General features: G+C 64.6%; 16 protein-coding genes. 11 read left to right on the top strand and 5 right to left on the bottom strand.

Annotation, left to right across the window (positions count from 1 at the left end; all coding sequences use genetic code 11):
- Positions 1-5: 5 nt before the first annotated feature.
- The 7 genes from FAX90_RS12225 to tatC all read left to right on the top strand — a co-directional run bounded on the left by FAX90_RS12225 (position 6) and on the right by tatC (position 4,981).
- Positions 6-674, top strand: a complete 669-nt coding sequence (locus tag FAX90_RS12225; protein WP_144097681.1) for an SPOR domain-containing protein — start codon at positions 6-8, stop codon at positions 672-674.
- Between the two features lie 149 nt (positions 675-823).
- Complete coding sequence (nagZ, locus tag FAX90_RS12220) at positions 824-1,852, top strand: beta-N-acetylhexosaminidase (RefSeq protein WP_144097680.1); 1,029 nt, start codon at positions 824-826, stop codon at positions 1,850-1,852.
- 16 nt (positions 1,853-1,868) lie between these two features.
- Entirely contained in the window at positions 1,869-2,726 is an 858-nt protein-coding gene (locus tag FAX90_RS12215) for a segregation and condensation protein A (RefSeq protein ID WP_144097868.1), read from the top strand.
- Positions 2,723-3,385 (top strand): SMC-Scp complex subunit ScpB, encoded by a 663-nt coding sequence (scpB, locus tag FAX90_RS12210; RefSeq protein WP_144097679.1) that lies wholly within the window; start codon positions 2,723-2,725, stop codon positions 3,383-3,385. The genes FAX90_RS12215 and scpB overlap by 4 nt, the downstream gene beginning before the upstream one ends.
- 30 nt (positions 3,386-3,415) lie before the next feature.
- Positions 3,416-3,661, top strand: a complete 246-nt coding sequence (tatA, locus tag FAX90_RS12205) for a twin-arginine translocase TatA/TatE family subunit (protein ID WP_144097678.1) — start codon at positions 3,416-3,418, stop codon at positions 3,659-3,661.
- A gap of 47 nt (positions 3,662-3,708) precedes the next feature.
- Complete coding sequence (gene tatB, locus FAX90_RS12200; RefSeq protein WP_144097677.1) at positions 3,709-4,179, top strand: Sec-independent protein translocase protein TatB; 471 nt, start codon at positions 3,709-3,711, stop codon at positions 4,177-4,179.
- A 4-nt stretch (positions 4,180-4,183) separates the two neighbouring features.
- On the top strand, positions 4,184-4,981 hold the full coding sequence (gene tatC / locus FAX90_RS12195; RefSeq protein WP_144097676.1) for a twin-arginine translocase subunit TatC: 798 nt from the start codon (positions 4,184-4,186) through the stop codon (positions 4,979-4,981).
- Here the strand turns inward: tatC and FAX90_RS12190 are convergent.
- The gene (locus FAX90_RS12190) at positions 4,978-6,687 is read right to left on the bottom strand and encodes an amidohydrolase (RefSeq protein WP_144097867.1); all 1,710 of its coding nucleotides are present in this window, start codon (positions 6,685-6,687) and stop codon (positions 4,978-4,980) included. The two genes, tatC and FAX90_RS12190, sit on opposite strands and share 4 nt — an antisense overlap.
- Before the next feature lie 73 nt (positions 6,688-6,760).
- On the opposite strand from FAX90_RS12190, the gene FAX90_RS12185 reads away from it, so the two are divergent.
- From FAX90_RS12185 to FAX90_RS12170, 4 genes are all read left to right on the top strand, one after another.
- Complete coding sequence (locus tag FAX90_RS12185; protein ID WP_144097675.1) at positions 6,761-8,017, top strand: threonine ammonia-lyase; 1,257 nt, start codon at positions 6,761-6,763, stop codon at positions 8,015-8,017.
- 241 nt (positions 8,018-8,258) lie between these two features.
- Entirely contained in the window at positions 8,259-9,122 is an 864-nt protein-coding gene (locus FAX90_RS12180) for an arginyltransferase (protein WP_144097674.1), read from the top strand.
- A 16-nt stretch (positions 9,123-9,138) separates the two neighbouring features.
- Complete coding sequence (locus FAX90_RS12175) at positions 9,139-11,328, top strand: autotransporter assembly complex protein TamA (protein ID WP_240704890.1); 2,190 nt, start codon at positions 9,139-9,141, stop codon at positions 11,326-11,328.
- The gene (locus tag FAX90_RS12170; RefSeq protein WP_144097673.1) at positions 11,328-15,536 is read left to right on the top strand and encodes a translocation/assembly module TamB domain-containing protein; all 4,209 of its coding nucleotides are present in this window, start codon (positions 11,328-11,330) and stop codon (positions 15,534-15,536) included. The genes FAX90_RS12175 and FAX90_RS12170 overlap by 1 nt, the downstream gene beginning before the upstream one ends.
- Before the next feature lie 67 nt (positions 15,537-15,603).
- Here FAX90_RS12170 and FAX90_RS12165 read toward each other — a convergent pair whose 3' ends face one another.
- The 4 genes from FAX90_RS12165 to glnA form a co-directional block, all read right to left on the bottom strand.
- On the bottom strand, positions 15,604-16,158 hold the full coding sequence (locus FAX90_RS12165; RefSeq protein WP_144097672.1) for a fasciclin domain-containing protein: 555 nt from the start codon (positions 16,156-16,158) through the stop codon (positions 15,604-15,606).
- Between the two features lie 11 nt (positions 16,159-16,169).
- A complete protein-coding gene (locus FAX90_RS16705) occupies positions 16,170-17,237 on the bottom strand; it encodes a hypothetical protein (protein ID WP_144097671.1) in 1,068 nt (355 codons plus the stop codon).
- Between the two features lie 136 nt (positions 17,238-17,373).
- Positions 17,374-18,495: a patatin-like phospholipase family protein gene (locus FAX90_RS12155; protein WP_144097670.1), complete on the bottom strand. Its 1,122-nt coding sequence runs from the start codon at positions 18,493-18,495 to the stop codon at positions 17,374-17,376.
- 111 nt (positions 18,496-18,606) lie between these two features.
- Positions 18,607-20,016 carry a type I glutamate--ammonia ligase gene (glnA, locus tag FAX90_RS12150; RefSeq protein ID WP_144097669.1) on the bottom strand — a complete coding sequence of 470 codons (1,410 nt, stop codon included), beginning with the start codon at positions 20,014-20,016 and terminating at the stop codon, positions 18,607-18,609.
- Positions 20,017-20,072 lie beyond the last annotated feature (56 nt).

The following is a 20,072-nucleotide window of genomic DNA, read 5'->3' as shown; positions in this document are numbered from 1 at the left end:
CGCACGTGAACAGCCAGGCAGGAGAAGCGGACGGCCGCCTCGCGTTAGAGGAACCGGAAATGCGCCTGCCGTGGCTCGAATCGGCGGACGAGGACGTGGATGAGGGGCTGGACTGGTCCCGCATCGGCAAGTTCGCCGCCGTCGTCGTGCTGTTGATCGCGATGGCCGCGATGGCGATTTTCGTCGCGCGCGAATATTTCAACCGCCCGCCCGAAGGCGACGGTTCCCTGATTGAGGCCCCGAAAACACCCTACAAGGTGCGTCCCACAGATCCGGGCGGCACCAAGGTCGCAGGCACGGGAGATACCTCGTACCAGATCGGCGAAGGCGTCGACAACGAGGCCAGCCTCGCGCAGCCCAAACCCACGCCGACACCCGAACCGTCGCCCACCGCATCGGCCACGCCGACACCGACCGCGACGCCCGAACCGCCGCTCACCGGCGTTGCCGTGCAGGTCGGCGCCTATTCGACCGAGGCCGACGCGCGGAAGGGGTGGGACCTCATCCGTCAACGTTACGAGCCTTTGAAGAACTACGATCGCCGCATCGTGCAGGGCCGTGCCGATATCGGCATCGTCTATCGCCTGCAGGCCGTGGCACCGAACACAGCGGGAGCATTTGCCCTGTGCGACGACATGCGCCGCAACGGCATCGAGTGTCAGGTCAAACGCTGAATTGACCGCTGATCGGCCCAAGTCGGCCTTCAGTCCCTATCGCCGCACCCTGAACCGCCCATCGTTACATTCAGAATAAGTGCGAATCGGGGCATGATGCCGCTCTGCCCCTTGCGCTTGGCGGCGGGTTGGCCAAACCTTGCGAATCTATGACGCCATCGATTTTCGGCATGTCCGGCCTGAGCCTGACCGACGCGGAGCGCGCGTTCTTCCGCGCGAGCGATCCGGCGGGTTACATCCTGTTTGGTCGCAATTGTGAGACACCTGCGCAGATGCGCGCGCTGACCGATGAACTGCGCGCGCTCCACGGGCGGGACGACCTTCTCATCCTGATCGATCAGGAAGGCGGGCGCGTCACCCGCATGAAGCCGCCCGTCTGGCCGAAATATCCGCCGCAGGGCGCGTTCGACCGGCTTTACGACGTGGCCCCGATCTCCGCGATGGAGGCCGTGCGCTGCAATGCCCGCGCGATCGGGCTGGACCTTGCCGAGGCAGGTGTGTCCTCCGATGCGCTGCCGCTGCTCGACGTGCGGCAAGCCGGAGCGCACGACGTTATCGGCGACCGCGCCTATGGCCACGATGCCCCGCGCGTCGCCGCGCTGGGCCGGTCCTGCCTTCAGGGGCTGGCCGATGCGGGCGTGGTCGGCATCGTTAAGCACATGCCCGGCCACGGCCGCGCGCTGTGCGACAGTCACAAGGACTTGCCCACGGTTTCGGCCAGCGAGGAAGAACTGGCTGGCGATCTGGCCCCGTTCGAAATGCTGAAGGACGCGCCCATGGCGATGAGCGCGCATATCGTGTTCGAGGAGTGGGACGCGAACCGCCCCGCGACGCAGTCGCCCACGGTGATCGAGTCGATCATTCGCGGCCGCATCGGGTTTGATGGCCTGCTGATGACCGACGATATCGACATGGAGGCGCTTTCGGGCACGATCCCTGAACGATCTGCCGCCGCGATCGCGGCAGGCTGCGATGTCGTGCTCAACTGCTGGGCGAAGATGGACGACATGGAGGGCATTGCCGAAGTGCTGCCCGAAATGACCGCGAAGGGCCGCGAAAGGCTCGACGCGGCGATGAAGGGCGCAAATGTCGCCTGCTCCTTCGACCGCGCAGAGGAGCGCGAGGCCGCGATGGCCAGGCGGGACGAGCTTCTGGCCGCGGCGGGCGTCACCGCATGACGGGGCCGATCGCGTGATGGCCGGGGGCGGGGACGATGGCGCAAACGGGGCACCGAACGACCTGCCCGACCTGCCGCCCGCGACCCTGCCGTTCGATGAAGAGGCGTGGGAAGCCCGCGTCGAAGATGCGCGCGACGATCCGGCCAAGCTCTATATCGACATCGACGGCTATGAAGGTCCGCTCGACATCCTGCTCGACCTTGCGCGGCGGCAGAAAGTGGACTTGCGCCGCATATCGATCCTCGAACTGGTCGATCAGTATCTCGAATTCATCGACCGCGCGGGTGAGATGAAGCTCGAACTGGCCGCCGACTATCTCGTGATGGCGGCATGGCTGGCCTACCTCAAATCGGCGCTGCTTCTGCCCAAGGACGAGCAGGAGGACCCGAGCCCCGAGGAACTGGCCCTGCGCCTGCAACTGCGCCTGCAACGGCTGGCCGCGATGCGCGAGGCGGCGGCGCGGCTGATGGCGCGCGACCGGCTGGGCCGCGACGTTTTCGCGCGCGGAGAGCCGGAAGGGCTGCGTGTCCTGAAAAAGCGGGCGTGGGAGTGCGAGTGGTTCGACCTTGTCCAGGCTTATGGGCAAGTGAAGGCCCGCACCGCGCCCGTCGTCCACATGGTGCGCGAACGCATGGTCATGACGCTGGAAAGCGCGCTGTCGCGGGTATCCTCGATGCTGGGCGTGGCGATGGACTGGATGGAGCTGAAACAGTTTCTCCCGCCCCACGCCGATCCCAAGCTGAAGAAATCGGCACTGGCCTCCAGCTTCGTCGCCGCGCTGGAGCTGGCCAAGCAGGGCAAGGCCGAACTGGCACAGGAAGAGACGTTCGGCCCGCTGCGGCTGCGGTCGATGAAGCGGGGTGAGGGCGAATGAGCGCGCCCGACGACCTGACCCGCGCGGTCGAAGCCGTGCTGTTCGCGGCGGAAAAGCCGATGACGCGTGACGAGATATCGGAGCATCTGGGCGGCGCGGACGTGCGCGATGCGCTGGCCGAACTGGCCGAACATTACGACGGACGCGGGGTGAACCTCGTGAAGCGCGGCAAGCAATGGCATTTTCAGACCGCGCCCGACATGGCGAACCTGCTACGGCGGGAGCGGGAGGAAGTGCGACGCCTGTCGCGCGCGGCGACCGAGTGTCTTGCCATCATCGCCTATCACGAACCGGTCAGCCGCGCCGAAATCGAATCGATTCGCGGGGTGCAGACCGCCAAGGGCACGCTGGACGTCTTGATGGAGGCGGGCTGGGTCCGTGCCGCCGGCCGCCGCGAAGTGCCGGGCAGGCCGGTGATCTATGCGACCACCGCCGAATTCCTCACCCACTTCGGCCTTGCGAGTCGCCGCGACTTGCCCGGACTTGCCGAATTGCGCGCCGCCGGGCTGCTGGAACCGGTCGAAGACGCGATGGAGCGTGAACTTGACAACCGTGCGACAGAAAACCCTGTCAAAAGCCCGGTTGGCGACGAAGAATCTACGCAAGAAGCGACGAACGACGACCCGCGATCACTGGATATGGGTGACGAAAGCGCCTAGAGAGGCTCCGACCTTCAAGGAGAATCCCAAGTGAACGTTGGCCCCTGGCAACTGATCATCATTGCACTCGTTATCCTCGTGCTTTTCGGGCGCGGCCGGATTTCGGAAATGATGGGTGACTTCGGCAAGGGCATCAAGAGCTTCAAGCAGGGCATGAACGACGAAAGCGGCAAGGACATGGCCAAGGACCTGCGCCTTGAACAGTCCGCCGACACCGCCCCTGCCGCAACCGAGACCACGACCGCAGAGGTCAAGGAAAGCGAAAAGAAGGCCTGATAGCCTCGTCGCGGCGCGCCTTTGCGCCGCACCGGCCGTAAACGCCCATGTTCGATATCGGCGCAACCGAACTCCTGCTCATCATCGTCGTGGCGGTCCTCGTCATCGGCCCCAAGGACATGCCCATGGCCCTGCGGACCGCGGGGCGCTGGATCGGCAAGCTGCGCAAGGTCTCCGGCCATTTCCGCGCAGGGCTCGACGCCATGGTGCGCGAAGCCGAGATGGAGGACATGCAGAAGGAGTGGGATCGCCGCAACGCGGAGATCATGGCCAAGCATCCCGACGCGAGCGCAGAAACCGGCAAACTGACCGATGACGCATCGGCCGAAATGCAACCGATCGCGCCCCAAGCGGAATCAGGCGGCAAGCGCCCGCCCGCCGAAAAGGCCGAGGCCAGGCTCGAACCCCAGGCCAAACCGAAGCCGCTGGTAGAGGACGACGTGCCCGACACCAAACCGGCATCGCCGGGCGCCAGCCTGCCCTTGTTCGACGACATGTCCGACCCGGCGAAGGACTGACCGCGTGGCGTTCAATATTTCCGATCTCGACGATACCGAGGCCCCGCTCCTCGATCACCTGATTGAACTGCGCACGCGCCTGCTTCGCGCGGTGATCGCGCTGATCGTGTGTTTCGCGATCTGCATGCCGCTGGCCGACAGGATATTCGGTTTTCTGGTTCGCCCGCTGACGATGGCCTTTCCCGACGGACAGGGGCGACTGGTCTATACCAAGCTTTACGAAGCGTTCTTCGTGGAGATCAAGGTCGCCATCTTCGCGGCGTTCTTCCTGTCGTTTCCGATCATCGCCAACCAGCTTTGGGCCTTCGTCGCGCCGGGGCTTTACGCGAAAGAGAAGAAGGCGTTTCTGCCATTCCTCTTCGCCTCGCCGATCCTGTTCATCGCGGGCGCGTCGCTGGCCTACTTCATCGTCATGCCGACGGCGTTCAAATGGTTCCTGGGCTTTCAGGGCATGACCGGCGGGTTGCAGCAGGAAGCACTGCCCGCGATGGGTGAATACCTCGGCCTCGTCATGCAGTTTATCCTGGCCTTCGGGATCAGCTTCCAGCTGCCGGTCCTGCTGCTCCTGCTCAACCGGGCAGGCATCGTCAGCCGTCAACAAATGGCGAAGGCGCGGCGATACCTGATCGTGGGGATCTTCGCGGTCGCCGCGATCATCACGCCGCCCGATGTCGTGTCACAGCTGATGCTGGCGGCGCCGCTGATCCTGCTGTTCGAAGGGTCGCTGATCCTGATGTGGTTCAGCGACCGTAAGAAAAAGCCCGAGGCCGATCAGGTCCCCGTCGTCGTCGAGGATTCCTAACGGCCCGACGCCGGGGCCGCGACGTTGCCCTGCGCGGACCAGACCTTGCGCCCGGCGATCCATGTCGACAGGACGCGCCCCTCACGAAGCTGTGCCGGAGAGGCGAGCAGCGGGTCCACCGTCACGAAGACGAAATCGGCCCATTCCCCTTCTGCCAGCGTCCCGAATTTTCCGTCCGCGCCCATCGCGTAGGCCGCGCCCGCGGTATAGGCGGCCAGCGCCTGTTCGCGGCTGATCGCCTCCTGCGGCTGCCAACCGCCGAAGGGCTCGCCATTTGCGTCCTGCCGCGTGATGGCATCGGCCAGCCCCTCGAAGACGTCGGGAACCTCGACCGGTGCGTCCGACCCGAAAGCAAGCCGCGCGCCGCCCGCCAGGATCGAGCGCCATGCATAGGCACCGGCAAGCCGGTCTGGCGAAAGCCGCGCCTCCGCCATCGTGCGGTCCGAAACCTGGTGATGCGGCTGCATCGAGGCGACGACGCCAAGGCTGCCGAAGCGGGGCAGGTCGGCCGGGTTCACCACTTGCGCGTGTTCGATCCGCCAGCGCCGGTCGCCGGGGTAGTTGTCCTTCATCTCTTCGACCGCGTCGAGAACCTCGGCATTGGCGGCGTCGCCGATGGCGTGAACCGCGACCTGGAAATCGTCCATCGCTGCCCGGCTCATCAGGTTGCGCAGCTGCGTGCCCGACAGCCGCTGCAGCCCGGTCTGGTCCGGCGCATCGGCATAGGGCGCGGAAAGCCAGGCCCCGCGCGAACCCAGGGCACCGTCGAGATAGAGTTTGAGGCCCGCTAGCTTCAGGCGGTCACCATAGAGCCATGGCGTTGGGCCGGGGCCTGCGATCGTCACCATGTCGTCGACGCCGTCGGCGTAGGACACGATGCGAAGCTGCATCCGGCCAAGATCGGCCTGTCGCCGCATCGATTGCCAATCGAGCAGGGTCGTACCCATGTCGGCGACAGAGGTAATGCCGCGTTTCAGGAAAATGTCCTGCGCCTGGAGCAGCGCGATATCGCGCTCTTCGGGCAGGGGGGCGGGAAGTTTCGTCTCGACCAGTTGGCGCGCGGCATCGACGAAAACGCCGGTCGGCTTGCCGCCTGCGCCGCGTTCGATGCGGCCGCCGTCGGGCGTCTTCGTCGCGACGGTGATGCCCGCCCGCTCCATCGCAGCGCTATTGGCCCAGCCCGCGTGGTCGTCCGCGCGTATCAGCCAGACCGGACGATCCGGCACGGCTGCATCGATTTCGGCGGCGGTCGGCAAGCGGCCCAGTCCCCAGACGACCTCGTTCCAGCCGCGCCCGATGATCCACGGCTTGTTCGGGTTGCGGCGGGCATAGTCGGCGATGCGGTTCAACGCTTCTGCCATCGTCGCCGCGCCCGAAAGGTCCAGCCCGATGGCGTTGAACCCCACGCGGGAGACATGGACGTGACCGTCTATGAAGCCGGGCAGCAGGACACGCCCTTCGCCATCGACCTGATAGTCTGGGTCCTTCGGCAGCTTCGCGCCGCGGCGATAGAGTTTTTCCACCCGCCCATCGTCATCGATCAGAATCGCGCCGAATCGCTGTACCGAACCATCGGCATCGACGCGGATGCCGTCGACGTTGTCGACCAGCGTGTCGGCATGGGCCGCCGGGGCGGCAATTGCGGCAAACGCGGCTATCCCGGCAAGCGGGGCGGCGGTGTTTAAAGCGAGATGGCGGAATTTCATGGTGCGACCAGTCATGGCGCAGGGCTTAAACGGCATTTCCATCGCGCGCCATATCCGATAGGGGCCGCATCATATGACACAGGACAGCACAGCGACGACGACGGCGGCCGGAACCGGACTGCCGTTCAATGCGGATGACGTTCGGCAGGCGGCAAGGAACATTGCCGGCCAGGTCGTGCGCACGCCCATTCTCCATTCGCAGACGCTGTCGAAGATTACCGGCGCGGACATCTGGCTGAAGTTCGAGAACCAGCAGTTCACCGCCGCCTACAAGGAGCGCGGCGCGCTCAACGCACTGCTGCAGCTTACCGACGAACAGCGGGCCAAGGGCGTCATCGCGGCGTCGGCGGGCAATCACTCGCAGGGGCTCAGCTATCACGGCACGCGCCTTGGCGTGCCCGTCACCATCGTCATGCCGCGCACCACTCCGACAGTTAAGGTCATGCAGACCGAGAGCGTGGGCGGCAAAGTCGTGCAGGAAGGCGAGACTTTCGACGAGGCCTATGCCCATGCTCGCAAGCTGGAAAAGGAACTGGGCCTGACGTTCGTGCACCCGTTCGACGATCCGGTCGTCGCTTCGGGGCAGGGGACCGTGGGTCTCGAAATGCTCGACGACGTGCCCGAACTCGACACGCTGGTCGTACCGATCGGCGGAGGCGGGCTGATTTCCGGGATCGCCACGATCGCCAAGTCGATCAAACCCGATATCGAGATCGTCGGTGTCCAGGCCAAGCTTTTCCCCTCGATGTTCTCGCGCATCAAGGGCGGCGACCTGCCGTGCGGCGGCGACACGCTGGCCGAAGGCATCGCGGTCAAGGCGCCGGGTGAAATCACGTCGCAGGTCATCAGGGAACTGGTCGACGACATCCTGCTGGTGGACGAAGCGGCACTGGAAAACGCGGTTTCGCTGCTTTTGCAGATCGAGAAGACCGTGGTCGAGGGTGCGGGTGCGGCTGGACTTGCCGCGGTGTTGAGCCATCGCGAACGGTTCAAGGGGCGCAAGATCGGCCTGGTCCTGTGCGGCGGCAATATCGACACGCGCCTTCTGGCCAACGTGCTGCTGCGCGATCTTGCCCGTTCGGGCAGGCTGGCCCGGCTTCAGATCACGTTGCAGGATCGTCCCGGCGCGCTGTTCAAGGTGATGCACGCCTTTGATCAGCACAATGTGAACATCATCGAGATCTATCACCAGCGCATCTTCACGACGCTCCCGGCAAAAGGTCTGATCACCGATATCGAGTGTGAGGCCCGCGACCGCGCGCAGATCGAGGCATTGATCGCGTCGCTGACCAGCCAGGGTTATACCGTTCGCGAAGCGGAACTCGCCTAGGCCAAGACATGTTTAGCCGCCGTGGAGGCAGTTTGGTCGGGAACGGATTGATCCGTTTTGTGTCAAATGCCTTCATCGTGGTTAATGGTCTTTAACACTTTCGCCTTGTGAGGCATAAGGATGGCACGCGCTTGGCGGCAGCTTTCCTGGTTCGCCCACCAGCGCATGCGGCAGGATGGCCGGCCCAGTGCCCCGGGTCGGCCCCTCCCTCCCGAAGGACAGAAGGTAACAAGGTAGCTTCGTGACCGCCCCCGTTCGTTTCCCCCGCTTCTACGTGACCGCGCCCGCGCCGTGTCCGTACCTGCCGGGACGACAGGAGCGGAAGGTCTTTACAGAGCTTGGCGGCCCCGATGCCGACGCTCTCAACGATGCCCTTGGCCGAATCGGTTTCCGTCGCAGCCAGACTGTCGCCTATCGCCCGTCGTGCGCGGGTTGCACCGCCTGCGTATCGGTGCGCGTCGTGGCGAGCGAGTTCAAGGCTTCGAAGTCGCAGGCCCGCACGCTGAAGGCCAATTCGGACCTCGTCGCAACGGCCTGTCGGCCCTGGTCGACGGTGGAGCAGTACGAACTGCTGCAAAAGTACCTCGCCTCCCGCCATCCGGGCGGCGGGATGTCCGCGATGGACGAGATGGACTATGCCGACATGGTCGAGCAGACGCCCGTCACCAGCTATATCGTCGAGTATCGCGAACCCTCCGATGGCGACAAGCCGGGTCGGCTTGTCGGAGCATGCTTGACGGACCGACAGAACGATGGTCTTTCAATGATCTATTCGTTTTACGATCCGCAGCACGAGAACCGGTCAGGGCTTGGCAACTACATCATCCTCGACCACATCAGGCGCTCCGCCGCGGCGGGGCTCGCCTACGTGTATCTCGGATACTGGATCGAGGGATCTTCCCGGATGCAGTACAAGATCCGGTTCCGGCCGCTCGAACGGCTCGGCGCCGACGGGTGGGAGCGTTTCGACGCCGACAGGCAAAGCTCGCTCATCGCCGGCGTCTTCGCCAGTCCGGGCGAAAGCCGTGACGGCGACGGCTTGTCCAAGGACGGCATTGTCGATCAACGGTCGCTTTCACATCCCGACACCGTTTCGCAAGACTGAGTTTTCCATCACGCGTATGTCGCGCACCGCCCTTGTCGGCGGCGCGATGGCGCTTGTCCTTTGCTCGATCTCGATTCAGCCCGCCGCGGCGCAATCCGCCGATGCGGAGCTTGAGGACCTGATCCCCGATTCGGCGGTTGCCGATCCGGAGGGCTGGGCGATGGACACGCAGGCCGCCCGGTTGCCGGAAGACAGCGGCCCCGATCCGGAAACGCCGCTGGACGGGGAGGGCGAGTTCACGCTGGCCTGGCCCGACGACGATTTCGACTTTTCGTTCGAGCCTTTGGAAACAGATCCCGAACTGGCCGAAACCCTCTCCCGCCGCGCGCCTCGCCCGGCCGCTGACATCGCTTTGCCGGAAATGGCAGACGAGGAAAGCGAGGAAGAGGTCCAGCGGGTCAGCAACGAGGTGTCGAAACGCATCACGCTGCGCTACCCGTCCGACTTTGCCGGGTTCGACAAGATCGACGAGTTCGAACAGCGATTCAAGGACCTGTCCGACATCATCCAGCTGGCCGACGGGGACGACAATCTGGCCCAGCTGGCCAACCGTGCGCGGGCGGACCAGGAACTGCTGGAAACGCTGCTGTCGGTCTATGGCTACTACGATGGCGACGTCACGCAGCGCGTGCGCACCCCGAACGAGGGGGAAGGCAGCGGCGAGAACGGCACGATCCGCGCCAGCGACGCGCGCTTCACGTTCAACATCGATCCCGGCCCGCGATATAAATTCGGTGCGATCGACCTTGGCGAACTGTCCTCGGTGGGAGAGGACTACGAAACGCTGCGCTCTGCGTTCGAGATCGAGACAGGCGACTTCATCAACGAAGACACGATCGTCTTCGAACGCATCGACCTCGATGTCGCACTTGGCGAAAACGGCTATGCCTTTGCCGAAGTGGGCGCACCCGAACTGACCATCGACCACGCGCGGGACGAAGGCGATCTTGCCCTGCCGGTCACGCCGGGCGGCAAGTATGTGTTCGGCTCGGTCGTCAGCGAGCTTCCGAAATTCCTGTCGGGCAGGCACCTTGGTGAAATCTCGCGCTTCGATGCGGGGGACATCTACAAGGAAAGCGACGTCGAAGACCTGCGCCGCGCGATCCTAGCCACCGGCCTTGTCTCCACCCTTTCGATCGAGCCGCGCGAGGTTGAACCGCCCGCGAATGGCGAGCCGGGCGTCGTCGACCTCAACGTCGACATGACCAAGGCGCCGCTGCGCACGATCGCCGGTTCGCTGGGCTATGCCACCACCGACGGGTTCCGCGCCGAGGCAAGCTGGGAACACCGCAACTTCTTCCCGCCCGAAGGCATGCTGCGCGTTCGCGCCATCGCAGGGACGCAGGAACAGCTGCTGGGCGCGACGGTGCGCCGCAACAACTGGCACGGGCGCGACAAGGTCATCTCGCTCGATGTCTTTGCCAACACGATCGATCGCGATGCCTATGAAGCGCGGACCGTGTCGGCCGTCGCGAAGTATGAGCGGCTTTCGACGCTGATCTTCCAGAAGGAACTGTCCTACTCGATCGGGCTGGAACTGGTCGCGACGCAGGAACGCGAAGGCACGCTGGATGGGGAAGTCGGCCCGCGCGAAACCTATTTCGTCGCGGCGCTGCCGGCCCGCGTCACCCTGGATCAGAGCGACGACCTGCTGGACCCGACCAACGGCTGGCGGCTCGAAGGCTGGGTCTCGCCCGAAGTGTCGCGCAACAACGGCACGCAGTCGTTCTATGGCCGCAGCTATGTCGAAGGGCGCTATTACCAGCCGTTCGGCGATTCGGTCGTGCTGGCCGCACGCGCCAAGCTGGGCACGATCCAGGGCACCAGCCTTGCCAACATCGCACCTTCGCGCAGGCTCTATGCCGGCGGCGGCGGTTCGGTGCGCGGCTATGGATACCAGGATATCGGGCCCAAGGACGACCTTGGCGAGCCCACCGGTGGCCGTTCGCTGGCCGAGCTTTCGATGGAGGCGCGTGTCAGGACCGGGTTCATGGACGGCGCGCTGTCGGTGGTGCCGTTCATCGATGCCGGGGCGGTCGACACGACCACGACGCCGCGCCTGCGCGATCTGCAGTTCGGGGCCGGTGTCGGCATCCGTTACCACACCAACTTCGGCCCGCTGCGCGTCGACCTGGCCACGCCGATCAACCGGCGTCCGGGTGACAGCCGCATCGCGGTCTATGTTGCACTGGGTCAGGCGTTCTGATGGCGGACGACACCGAATTGACCCCGCCGGAACAGGCGCCCGACCACGAGGGCGAAGGCACGCCCGCAAAGCCGAAGCGCGACTGGGGCAAATACTGGCGCAGGCGAATCGCCGGCGCGATCATCGGGCTTGTCCTGCTGCTGGGCGCAGGTGCGCTGCTGCTCGACAGTTCGATCGGGCATCGCTTCATCACCAACAGCCTGTCGTCCTATGCCCCGGCATCGGGCCTGCGGGTCAAGGTGGGCCGGATCGAGGGTTCGGTCCTTTCGCAGGCGACCCTGCATGACGTGCGGCTCTACGATCTTGAGGGCGAGTTCCTCTCGATCCCCGAAGTCGAACTCGACTGGCGACCGTTCGAATGGTTCACCAGCGGGCTGGACGTGCGCAAGCTGATCGCGCGGCGCGGGACGTTGAGCCGTCTGCCGCAACTGAAACCCGGCGATCCCGACGCTCCGCTCCTCCCCAATTTCCCGATCCGCATCGACAGGCTGGAACTGGACCGCCTCTACGTCGATGAAGCCGTCGCCGGGATAGGCCGCTATGTCGACCTGCGGGCCAGCGCCGATATCGCGAGGGGCAGGGCCAAGATCAACCTGCTCAGCAACCTTGGCGACGAGGATGAGCTTTCCCTGCGTCTCGACGCGTCCGAAAAGAAGAACAAGCTGGACCTGACCGCACGCTACAACGCGCCGGTCGGCGGGTTCCTTGCCGGGTTGGTCGGGGCCGAAGAGGACGTCGACGCCATTGTCTTCGGCGACGGGACATGGACCGACTGGGACGGCAAGCTCCACATCCGCCAAGGCGGGGAGACTTTCGCCGCGCTCAAGCTGGGCAAACAAGGCGATGTTTATTCGGCCCTCGGCCAGATCGTCCCTGACGGTTACCTGACCGGAATTCCGGCTCGCGCAGTGGGCGAAAAGCTCTTGGTCAGGCTGGCTACCACGTTCGACGCCAGCGTCTTCGACGGCGAAGCGATCTTCGTCGGGCAGGGCGGCTGGGTTCAGGCGGACGGCACCGTCGACCTTGCCGACAAACTGTTCGACGAAATGGCGGTTCAGGCGCGGGTCAAGGACCCGATGCTGCTGGGCATGCGGACTGAAGGATTGCGCGCCTTCCTCGATCTCGACGGGGCGTTCGACGATCTCGAAATCGGCTACCGCGTGCGGTCGGCCCGTATCGCGGCGGGTGAGACGCAAGTGGCGGGCCTGCTCGCCAGCGGTGATGCGACGTGGGACGGCAAGACGCTGACCCTGCCCCTCAATGCCCGTGCGGACCGGATCGCAACGGGTGTCGCGCTGCTTGATCCAAGGCTGGAAGGCGCGGCGCTCACGGGCACGATCACTTACGAGAACGGCCGCGTCGCTGCCGACGAACTCGATTTCGATGCGCCGGGTGTCGATGCGAAGATGACCCTGCTCGGCAATACGAATGCCGGGCGCTACACGCTGGCAGGACCCATCGCGATGCAGGGCGTGCAGCTTGAAGGCATGGGCCGCGCCAACGTGCTGGCGGACCTGCGTGCCGTGATCGGTGGGCCACAGGGCTGGTCGGTGACGGCGGACCTCGACGGCAAGCTGACGAACGTCACCAATGCGACACTGGCCAACCTTGCCGGCCCCGCAATCGCAGTGCGCGCGAATGTCAGCGCGGCGGGCAATGCCCCGGTGCTGGTGCGCTCGGCGCGCGTGTCCTCGACGAACCTGACGCTCAATGTTTCCGGCCGCCGCGCAGTCAACGGCACCGTGACCCTGTCGGGTAGCGGACGTCAGGCAAGCTATGGCGAATTCACGGTCGACAGCACGATCGACGGCGAAGGCCCGCATGCCGTGCTGGTCTTTGCAGAGCCGGTGCCCGCCGCTGGCCTGCGCGATGTGCGCGTGGCGATCGACCCGACCGACGACGGCTTCGAGATCGATACCGAAGGGCAGTCGATGCTCGGCCCGTTCGACGGCACGGCCTTTGTCGTCATTCCGGCCGATGGGCCGACCCGGATCGACATCGACCGCCTTACCGTGACAAATACCGACGTGACCGGATCGCTCGTTCTGGGCGAAGGCGGCGCGACCGGTGACCTCGCGATGACCGGCGGCGGCGTCGACGGCACGATCAGCCTTGCACCGAACGCCGAAGGGCAGGGCGTCAACGCGGACGTTATCCTGCGCAACGCCCGTTTCGAGGGCGACCCGGCGATCACCGTTCGGTCGGCCCACCTTGTCGCCAGCGGCACGCTTGGCGATGCGACGACGATCAAGGCGGGTCTCAATGCGCAGGGCATTTCGCGCGGCAACCTGTTCATCGGCAGGCTCGCGGCAGAGGGCGAGATGCGCGACGGGGTGGGCAGCTTCAACGCGCGCCTTGCCGGTCGCCGTATGCAGCGGTTCAACTTGCGCGTGGTCGGTGACGTCTCGCCCGAACGCATCTCTTTCGGCGCGCGTGGGCGCTATGCGGGCGACCGCATCACCATGCCGCGCCGCGCCGTGCTGACCAAACAGGACGGCGGCTGGGCGCTGCAACGCACGCAGTTGAACTTTGCAGGCGGCGGCATCCTTGCCGAAGGGCAATTTGGCGATGCGACCGCGATGACCGTGAAGATCGCGGACCTGCCGCTGGACATCGCGGATCTTTTCGTGCCCGATCTCGGCCTTGGCGGAACGGTGTCCGGCGTGGTCGAATTCGAAGACGCACCGGGGCGGCTCGCGACCGGCAATGCCCGGCTCAAATTCGATGAACTGACGCGTTCGGGCCTCGTCCTGACTTCGCGCCCGATCGATATCCTGGTCGCTGCCGACCTCAGCGCGACGGACCTGCAGACCCGCGCCCTGTTCCGGCAGGACGGTAACAGCAGCGGTAGGCTTCAGGCCCGCATCTCTTCCCTGCCGTCCAGCGGCGCGCTGATCGAACGGCTGCGCGCGGGGCGTCTGTTCGGTCAGATGCGCTACGCCGGACCGGCCGATTCGCTGTGGCGACTGGCCGCAATCGAAGTGTTCGACCTGACCGGCCCGGTCGAGGTTGCCGGCGACGTGCGCGGCACGCTCGACAACCCGGTCGTACGCGGCACGCTGCGCGCAGAGGACATGCGGCTTCAGTCCACGCTGACCGGCACCGACATCACCGGCATTTCGGCGCGCGGCAGCTTCGACGGCTCTATCCTTCGCCTGTCGCGCTTTGCCGGAACGGCATCGAACGGCGGTGCGGTAAGCGGCAGCGGTTCGATCGACATGTCGGACATCGCCACCACCGGCGTCGGCATCGACATTCGGGTCGCCGCGCGGGAAGCGCGCCTGCTGAACCGGGACGACATGGCGGCCACGGTCACCGGCCCGCTGCGCATCGTGGCAAACAACAATCGCGGTACTATCGCCGGGCGCCTCGACGTGATCAGCGGTAGCTGGACGCTCAACAACGCCTCTGCCGAAGCAACGCTTCCCAATGTCGCCAAGCGGGAGATCAACACCCCGCCCGATCGTGAACAACGTATGGCGGCTTCTGCCCCATGGCGGTATCTCATCGACGTGCAGGCGAACAATCGCTTCGTGGTCAAAGGCATGGGCCTCGACAGCGAGTGGTCCGCCGACGTGAAATTGCGCGGAACGACGGACCAGCCGCGCATCCTGGGCGAAGCGAACCTGGTCCGCGGCGGCTATCAGTTCGCGGGCAAGCGGTTCGAATTGACTCGCGGGCGCATCCGGTTTTCGGGCGAAAGCCCGCCCGCGCCGCGGCTCGACGTCGTGGCCCAGGCCGATATCGAGGATATAAACGCCACGATCTCGATCACGGGAACGGCGCTGGCACCGCAGATCGCGTTCAGCTCGATCCCCGCCCTGCCTGAAGAAGAAGTGCTTTCGCGCCTGTTGTTCGGCGATTCCATCTCGAACATTTCCGCGCCCGAGGCCTTGCAGCTTGGTGCTGCTCTCGCTTCGCTTCAGGGCGGCGGTGGTGGCGGGCTGGACCCGATCAACAAGCTGCGCAGCGCCATCGGGCTTGATCGTCTTCGCGTTGTCGGCGCGGACGAAGCGCTCGGCCGCGGGACCAGCGTTGCCGTCGGCGAATACCTTGGCCGCGATCTCTACGTCGAACTCGTCACCGACGGTGCGGGATACAGTGCGACCGAACTGGAATATCGCATCACGGCGTGGCTCTCGCTGCTCGCCACGGTTTCCTCGATCGGCGGCAACGGGGTCGAGGCGGAGATTTCCAAGGACTATTGAGGCAGAGGCGCATACGAAAACGCCGGCCCCGCAAGGGAACGGCGTTTTCGTCTCGCTGTGTGTCGCGTCAGATCTTGCGCAGCAGCTTGTCGATCGGGATAGCCGAACCATTGCTGGTCATCAGGGCATCTCCTGCGAAATGCGCCTCGCTGCCATCGGACGAGGTGACGGTGATCGAACCATCTTCGCCGCGCGTGAAAGTGACCGTGGTATCGCCCATCGTGGTCATTTCAACCGGGCCGCCATTGGCCTCGATCGCGTTATCGATGTCGTTGCCCGACATCGCACCCGGCAGGATATGGTCACGCAGGACTTCGGCCAGAAGCGCGCGGTTTTCCGGGGCATTCAGCTCAAGCGAGGACGCAGCCTCGAAAGCAGCATCGTCGGGAGCCAGAAGCGTGTAATTCGCCGTGCCGTCGAACACTTGCGCCAGGCCGCTTTCGTTGAGAGCGGTGCTCGCCATCGACAGCGAGTCGGCGCTGGCGAGCTGGCTGGCCAGCGTATCGTTGCTTACCGTCTCGCCGGTTGCGGCCTCCTCGCTGCCCGAACAGGCGGCGAGCGGAAGCGCGAAGGCGAGCGAGGCAGCAATCATCAGGCTGCCCTTGCGTTTGAAAGTCGTCATGCTCGCTCTCCTCAGATCAGCAGTTCGATTGCGGCGGAGACGAGCCGTGTCGTCGGATCGATCTCGTAGACGTAGCCGTCGCTGTAACGATACATCGAGTTCGGCCCGTCGACGTAGCGGTCACGATAGCCATAAGGCACGTTATAGACGCCGTAGCCCGAGGGCATCGGCTGACCGACGGTGAAAGTGTCCCCCGTCAACAGCGCCGCGACCGAAGTGATCGCCATCGTTTCGGGATCGACGCGGTAGAGCGCATTATCGGCATAGCGATAGCTGTCCCGCTGGCCGAGGCCGTAGTAGCTTTCGTAGTACGATGGCACCGGCTGGTAATCGAACCACGACGGCCAGACATTCCCGCTCGACAAAGCGCCGCCCAGAAGCGGGTAGTAGCCGAGAATCGCACCGGCATCGGACAGGCGGACAAGGTTGTTGTCGTAATAGCGATAGCGCCCGTCGCCGAGGCCGGGCAGGCCCCACCAGTTCGCACGGTCGTAATCGTAATGGTCCCGCTTCACGAGACCCGGCGGGTTGCAGCCGTTGTTCTTCTTGGCAAGGCCCGGGGGGCAGCCGTCGATTAGGCCGTAATCGCGCGCAAGACTGTCGCGGTAGGAATAACGAATGACTTCGTAGCCATCGTTGCCATTTCCGTTGCCGCGATTGGCAATTCGGACGTTGCCGTTATTCCCATTGCCGTTTCCACGAACGACGGCGTTTCGGTTGGCATTGCCGTTGCCGTTACCATTACCGGTCATCCGCTCATTGCCGTTCCCGCGATTGCCGTTGTCCGCTTTCGCATTCGCATTGCCGTTACCGCGTGCGGCCATGTTCGGCGCATTGCCGTTACCGTTGCCATTACCACGGTTGGCGCTGGCTTGCGCCTTGCCGCCACCCTGGTTTCCATTGCCGCGGTCCGCCTTGGCATTGCCATGACCGTTACCGCCGCCCTTGTGTCCGGCAGCCGCGGCATTTCCGCCGCCCTTGCCGTTTCCGTTGCCGCCGCCATTGCCGTTACCGGGCTGGGCATAGGCCCCGCTGGCTGCGAGTGCGATGGCAGCAACACCCATCACGATATTTCGCATGTCAAAACTCCTTTGCCCCTCAACGAGCACGGGGCTGCACCGTTCCTTGCGTGCGTCAGACGGTGCCCCGCATAGGGACAGGAAGAGGGCAGATAGCGGCGGGCAGAGCAGCCCGAACGCGCCGTTTCGGTAGCGTTCAGTAAAGTTCGGAGGTCAGGTCGAAGGTCTTGATCCCGCCGACCCCGCGATCACGCCCGGTCCAGCGAAGATCGTGCAGCGAGTGGTGCGCGTCGCGGTGGCCGGTTTGCCAATGTTCGTCGATCGTGTAGCGCGAGAACTCGTAGTCCTTCGAATGGCTGTCGCTCATGTCGCTGCGGTTGATGAGGTGCATGACCGAAACGCCGCCATGCGACGGCAGCTGCGCCAGGAGCTGCGCATCGGGATCGGCGCACAGTTCGGGCGGCATCTTCGCCATCAGCCGGCGCGCCGCATCGCGCAAGTCTTCGAGGTGCTTGTTGAGATCGGTGTTGAGACGCGTCCTGCTGGAAAAGCGGATGTCCTTCTCACGCTGAAGCGCATCGGGCATCGTTACCGGCATGCGCCCACGCGCGCTGAACAGGTCGACCTGAAAGATGGTGAGCCCGCCGCACGGAGTGGTGTCGAGGACGTATTGCAGCGGCGTGTTCGATACGATGCCGCCGTCCCAATAGGGCTCTCCGTCGATGAAAACCGGCGGAAAACCGGGCGGCAGCGCACCGCTGGCCATGATGTGTTCGGGCCCGATCGTGCGTTCTCGGTTGTCGAAATAGACGAAGTTGCCGGTCAGCACGTTAACCGCCCCGACGCTGAGCCGCAGGCCTTCAGGATCGTTGATCAGGTCGAAATCAACGAGGTCCAGCAGCGTCTTCTTGAGCGGCGCGGTATCGTAGTAGCTGAGCGATTGCGGCTCGTCCGGCCAGAACACGCCGGGCGGGATCAGGCGCGGGTGGAAGAAACCGGGAATACCCATGGTGGCGACCACGGCGGCCGAAAACTCGTTGAACCATCGGCGTGGTTCGCCATCCCTGCTGGGGGAGGGGACGGTGACCCGCGACGAGGCCTGATCCCAGAAGGCGCGCAGGCGTTCAACACGGCGTTCGGGCGGGTTGCCCGCGATGATCGCCGAATTGATCGCACCGATGGAGATGCCCGCGACCCAGTCCGGATCGGTGCCGCATTCGGCCAGCGCCTCGTAGACGCCTGCCTGGTAGGAGCCCAGCGCGCCGCCGCCCTGCAGTACGAGGACGGTCTCTTCGGCGATGGGTTCAACCTTTGCCATACCGGCAATATGGCGCGTTCATGCTGCAATGCAACAAGGCTCTGGCATGCGCCATGAAGAAAGGGCGCCCGGTTTCCCGGACGCCCTCTCGTTTCGTCTGATCGTGGGGGATCAGGCCGAGTAGTACATGTCGTATTCGACCGGGCTCGGCGTCTGTTCGAAGCGGTAAACCTCTTCCCACTTCAGTTCCATGTAGGCGTCGATCTGGTCCTTGGTGAACACGCCGCCTTCGAGAAGGAAGTCGTGGTCCGCGGCCAGCGATTCGAGCGCTTCACGCAGCGAGCCGCAGACGGTGGGAACTTCGGCGAGCTCTTCCGGCGGAAGGTCGTAGAGGTTCTTGTCCATCGCGTCGCCGGGGTGGATCTTGTTCTTGATCCCGTCGATACCCGCCATGAGCAGGGCAGCCGAAGCGAGGTAGGGGTTCGCCAGCGGATCGGGGAAGCGGAATTCGACGCGCTTCGCCTTTTCGCCTGCACCGTACGGAATACGGCACGAAGCCGAACGGTTGCGGGCTGAGTAGGCCAGCAGAACCGGAGCTTCGAAGCCCGGGACGAGACGCTTGTAGCTGTTCGTCGTCGGGTTCGAGAAGGCGTTGACGGCCTTCGCGTGCTTGATGACGCCGCCGATGTAGTAGAGGCAGGTGTCCGACAGGCCGGCATAGCCGTTACCAGCGAACGTGTTCTTGCCGTCGTTCCAGATCGACATGTGCGTGTGCATGCCCGAACCGTTGTCCATGCGGATCGGCTTCGGCATGAAGGTCGCGGTCTTGCCATAGGCCTGGGCGACCATCTGCACGACGTACTTGTAGATCTGCACGCGGTCGGCCGTGGTGGTCAGCGTGCCGAAGGTGATGCCGAGTTCGTGCTGGGCAGCGGCCACTTCGTGGTGGTGCTTGTCCATCGGCAGGCCCATTTCGACCAGCGTCGAGACCATTTCGCCGCGGATGTCCATGCAGCTGTCGACCGGCGGGACGGGGAAGTAGCCGCCCTTGGCGCGCGGACGGTGACCGAGGTTGCCGCCTTCGTAGTCCTTGCCGGTGTTGCCGGGCAGTTCGATGTCGTCGATCTTGAAGCCCGAGCCTTCGTAGCCGTCGTAGAACTTCACGTCGTCGAACATGAAGAATTCCGGTTCGGGGCCGACGTAGACGGTGTCGCCCAGGCCGGTCGACTTCAGGAATTCTTCGGCACGCTTCGCGGTCGAACGCGGATCGCGCGAGTAGAGTTCACCGGTCGAGGGTTCGACGATGTCGCAGAACAGGACCATCATCGGCGTTGCCGAGAACGGATCGATGTAGGCGGCATCAAGGTCGGGCTTGAGGATCATGTCCGATTCGTTGATGGCCTTCCAGCCTTCGATCGACGAACCGTCGAACATCAGGCCCTGCTCCAGCTCGTCCTCGCCCAGCGGCTCGGCCAGCATCTGGAGGTGCTGCCACTTGCCCTTGGGGTCGGTAAAGCGGAGATCGACCCATTCGATCTCTTCGTCCTTGATCCTTTTGAGGATGTCCTTTGCAGAGGCCATTTTCATCCCTTTCGATAGATTTTTCCCGGTTTCAGCACCGGGGGATGGCACGATAC

Source organism: Croceicoccus sediminis (genome assembly GCF_007570835.1).
GTDB lineage: Bacteria > Pseudomonadota > Alphaproteobacteria > Sphingomonadales > Sphingomonadaceae > Croceicoccus > Croceicoccus sediminis.
Note: the sequence above shows the minus strand (reverse complement) of the source record. Positions and strands in the feature narration are given on the sequence as shown.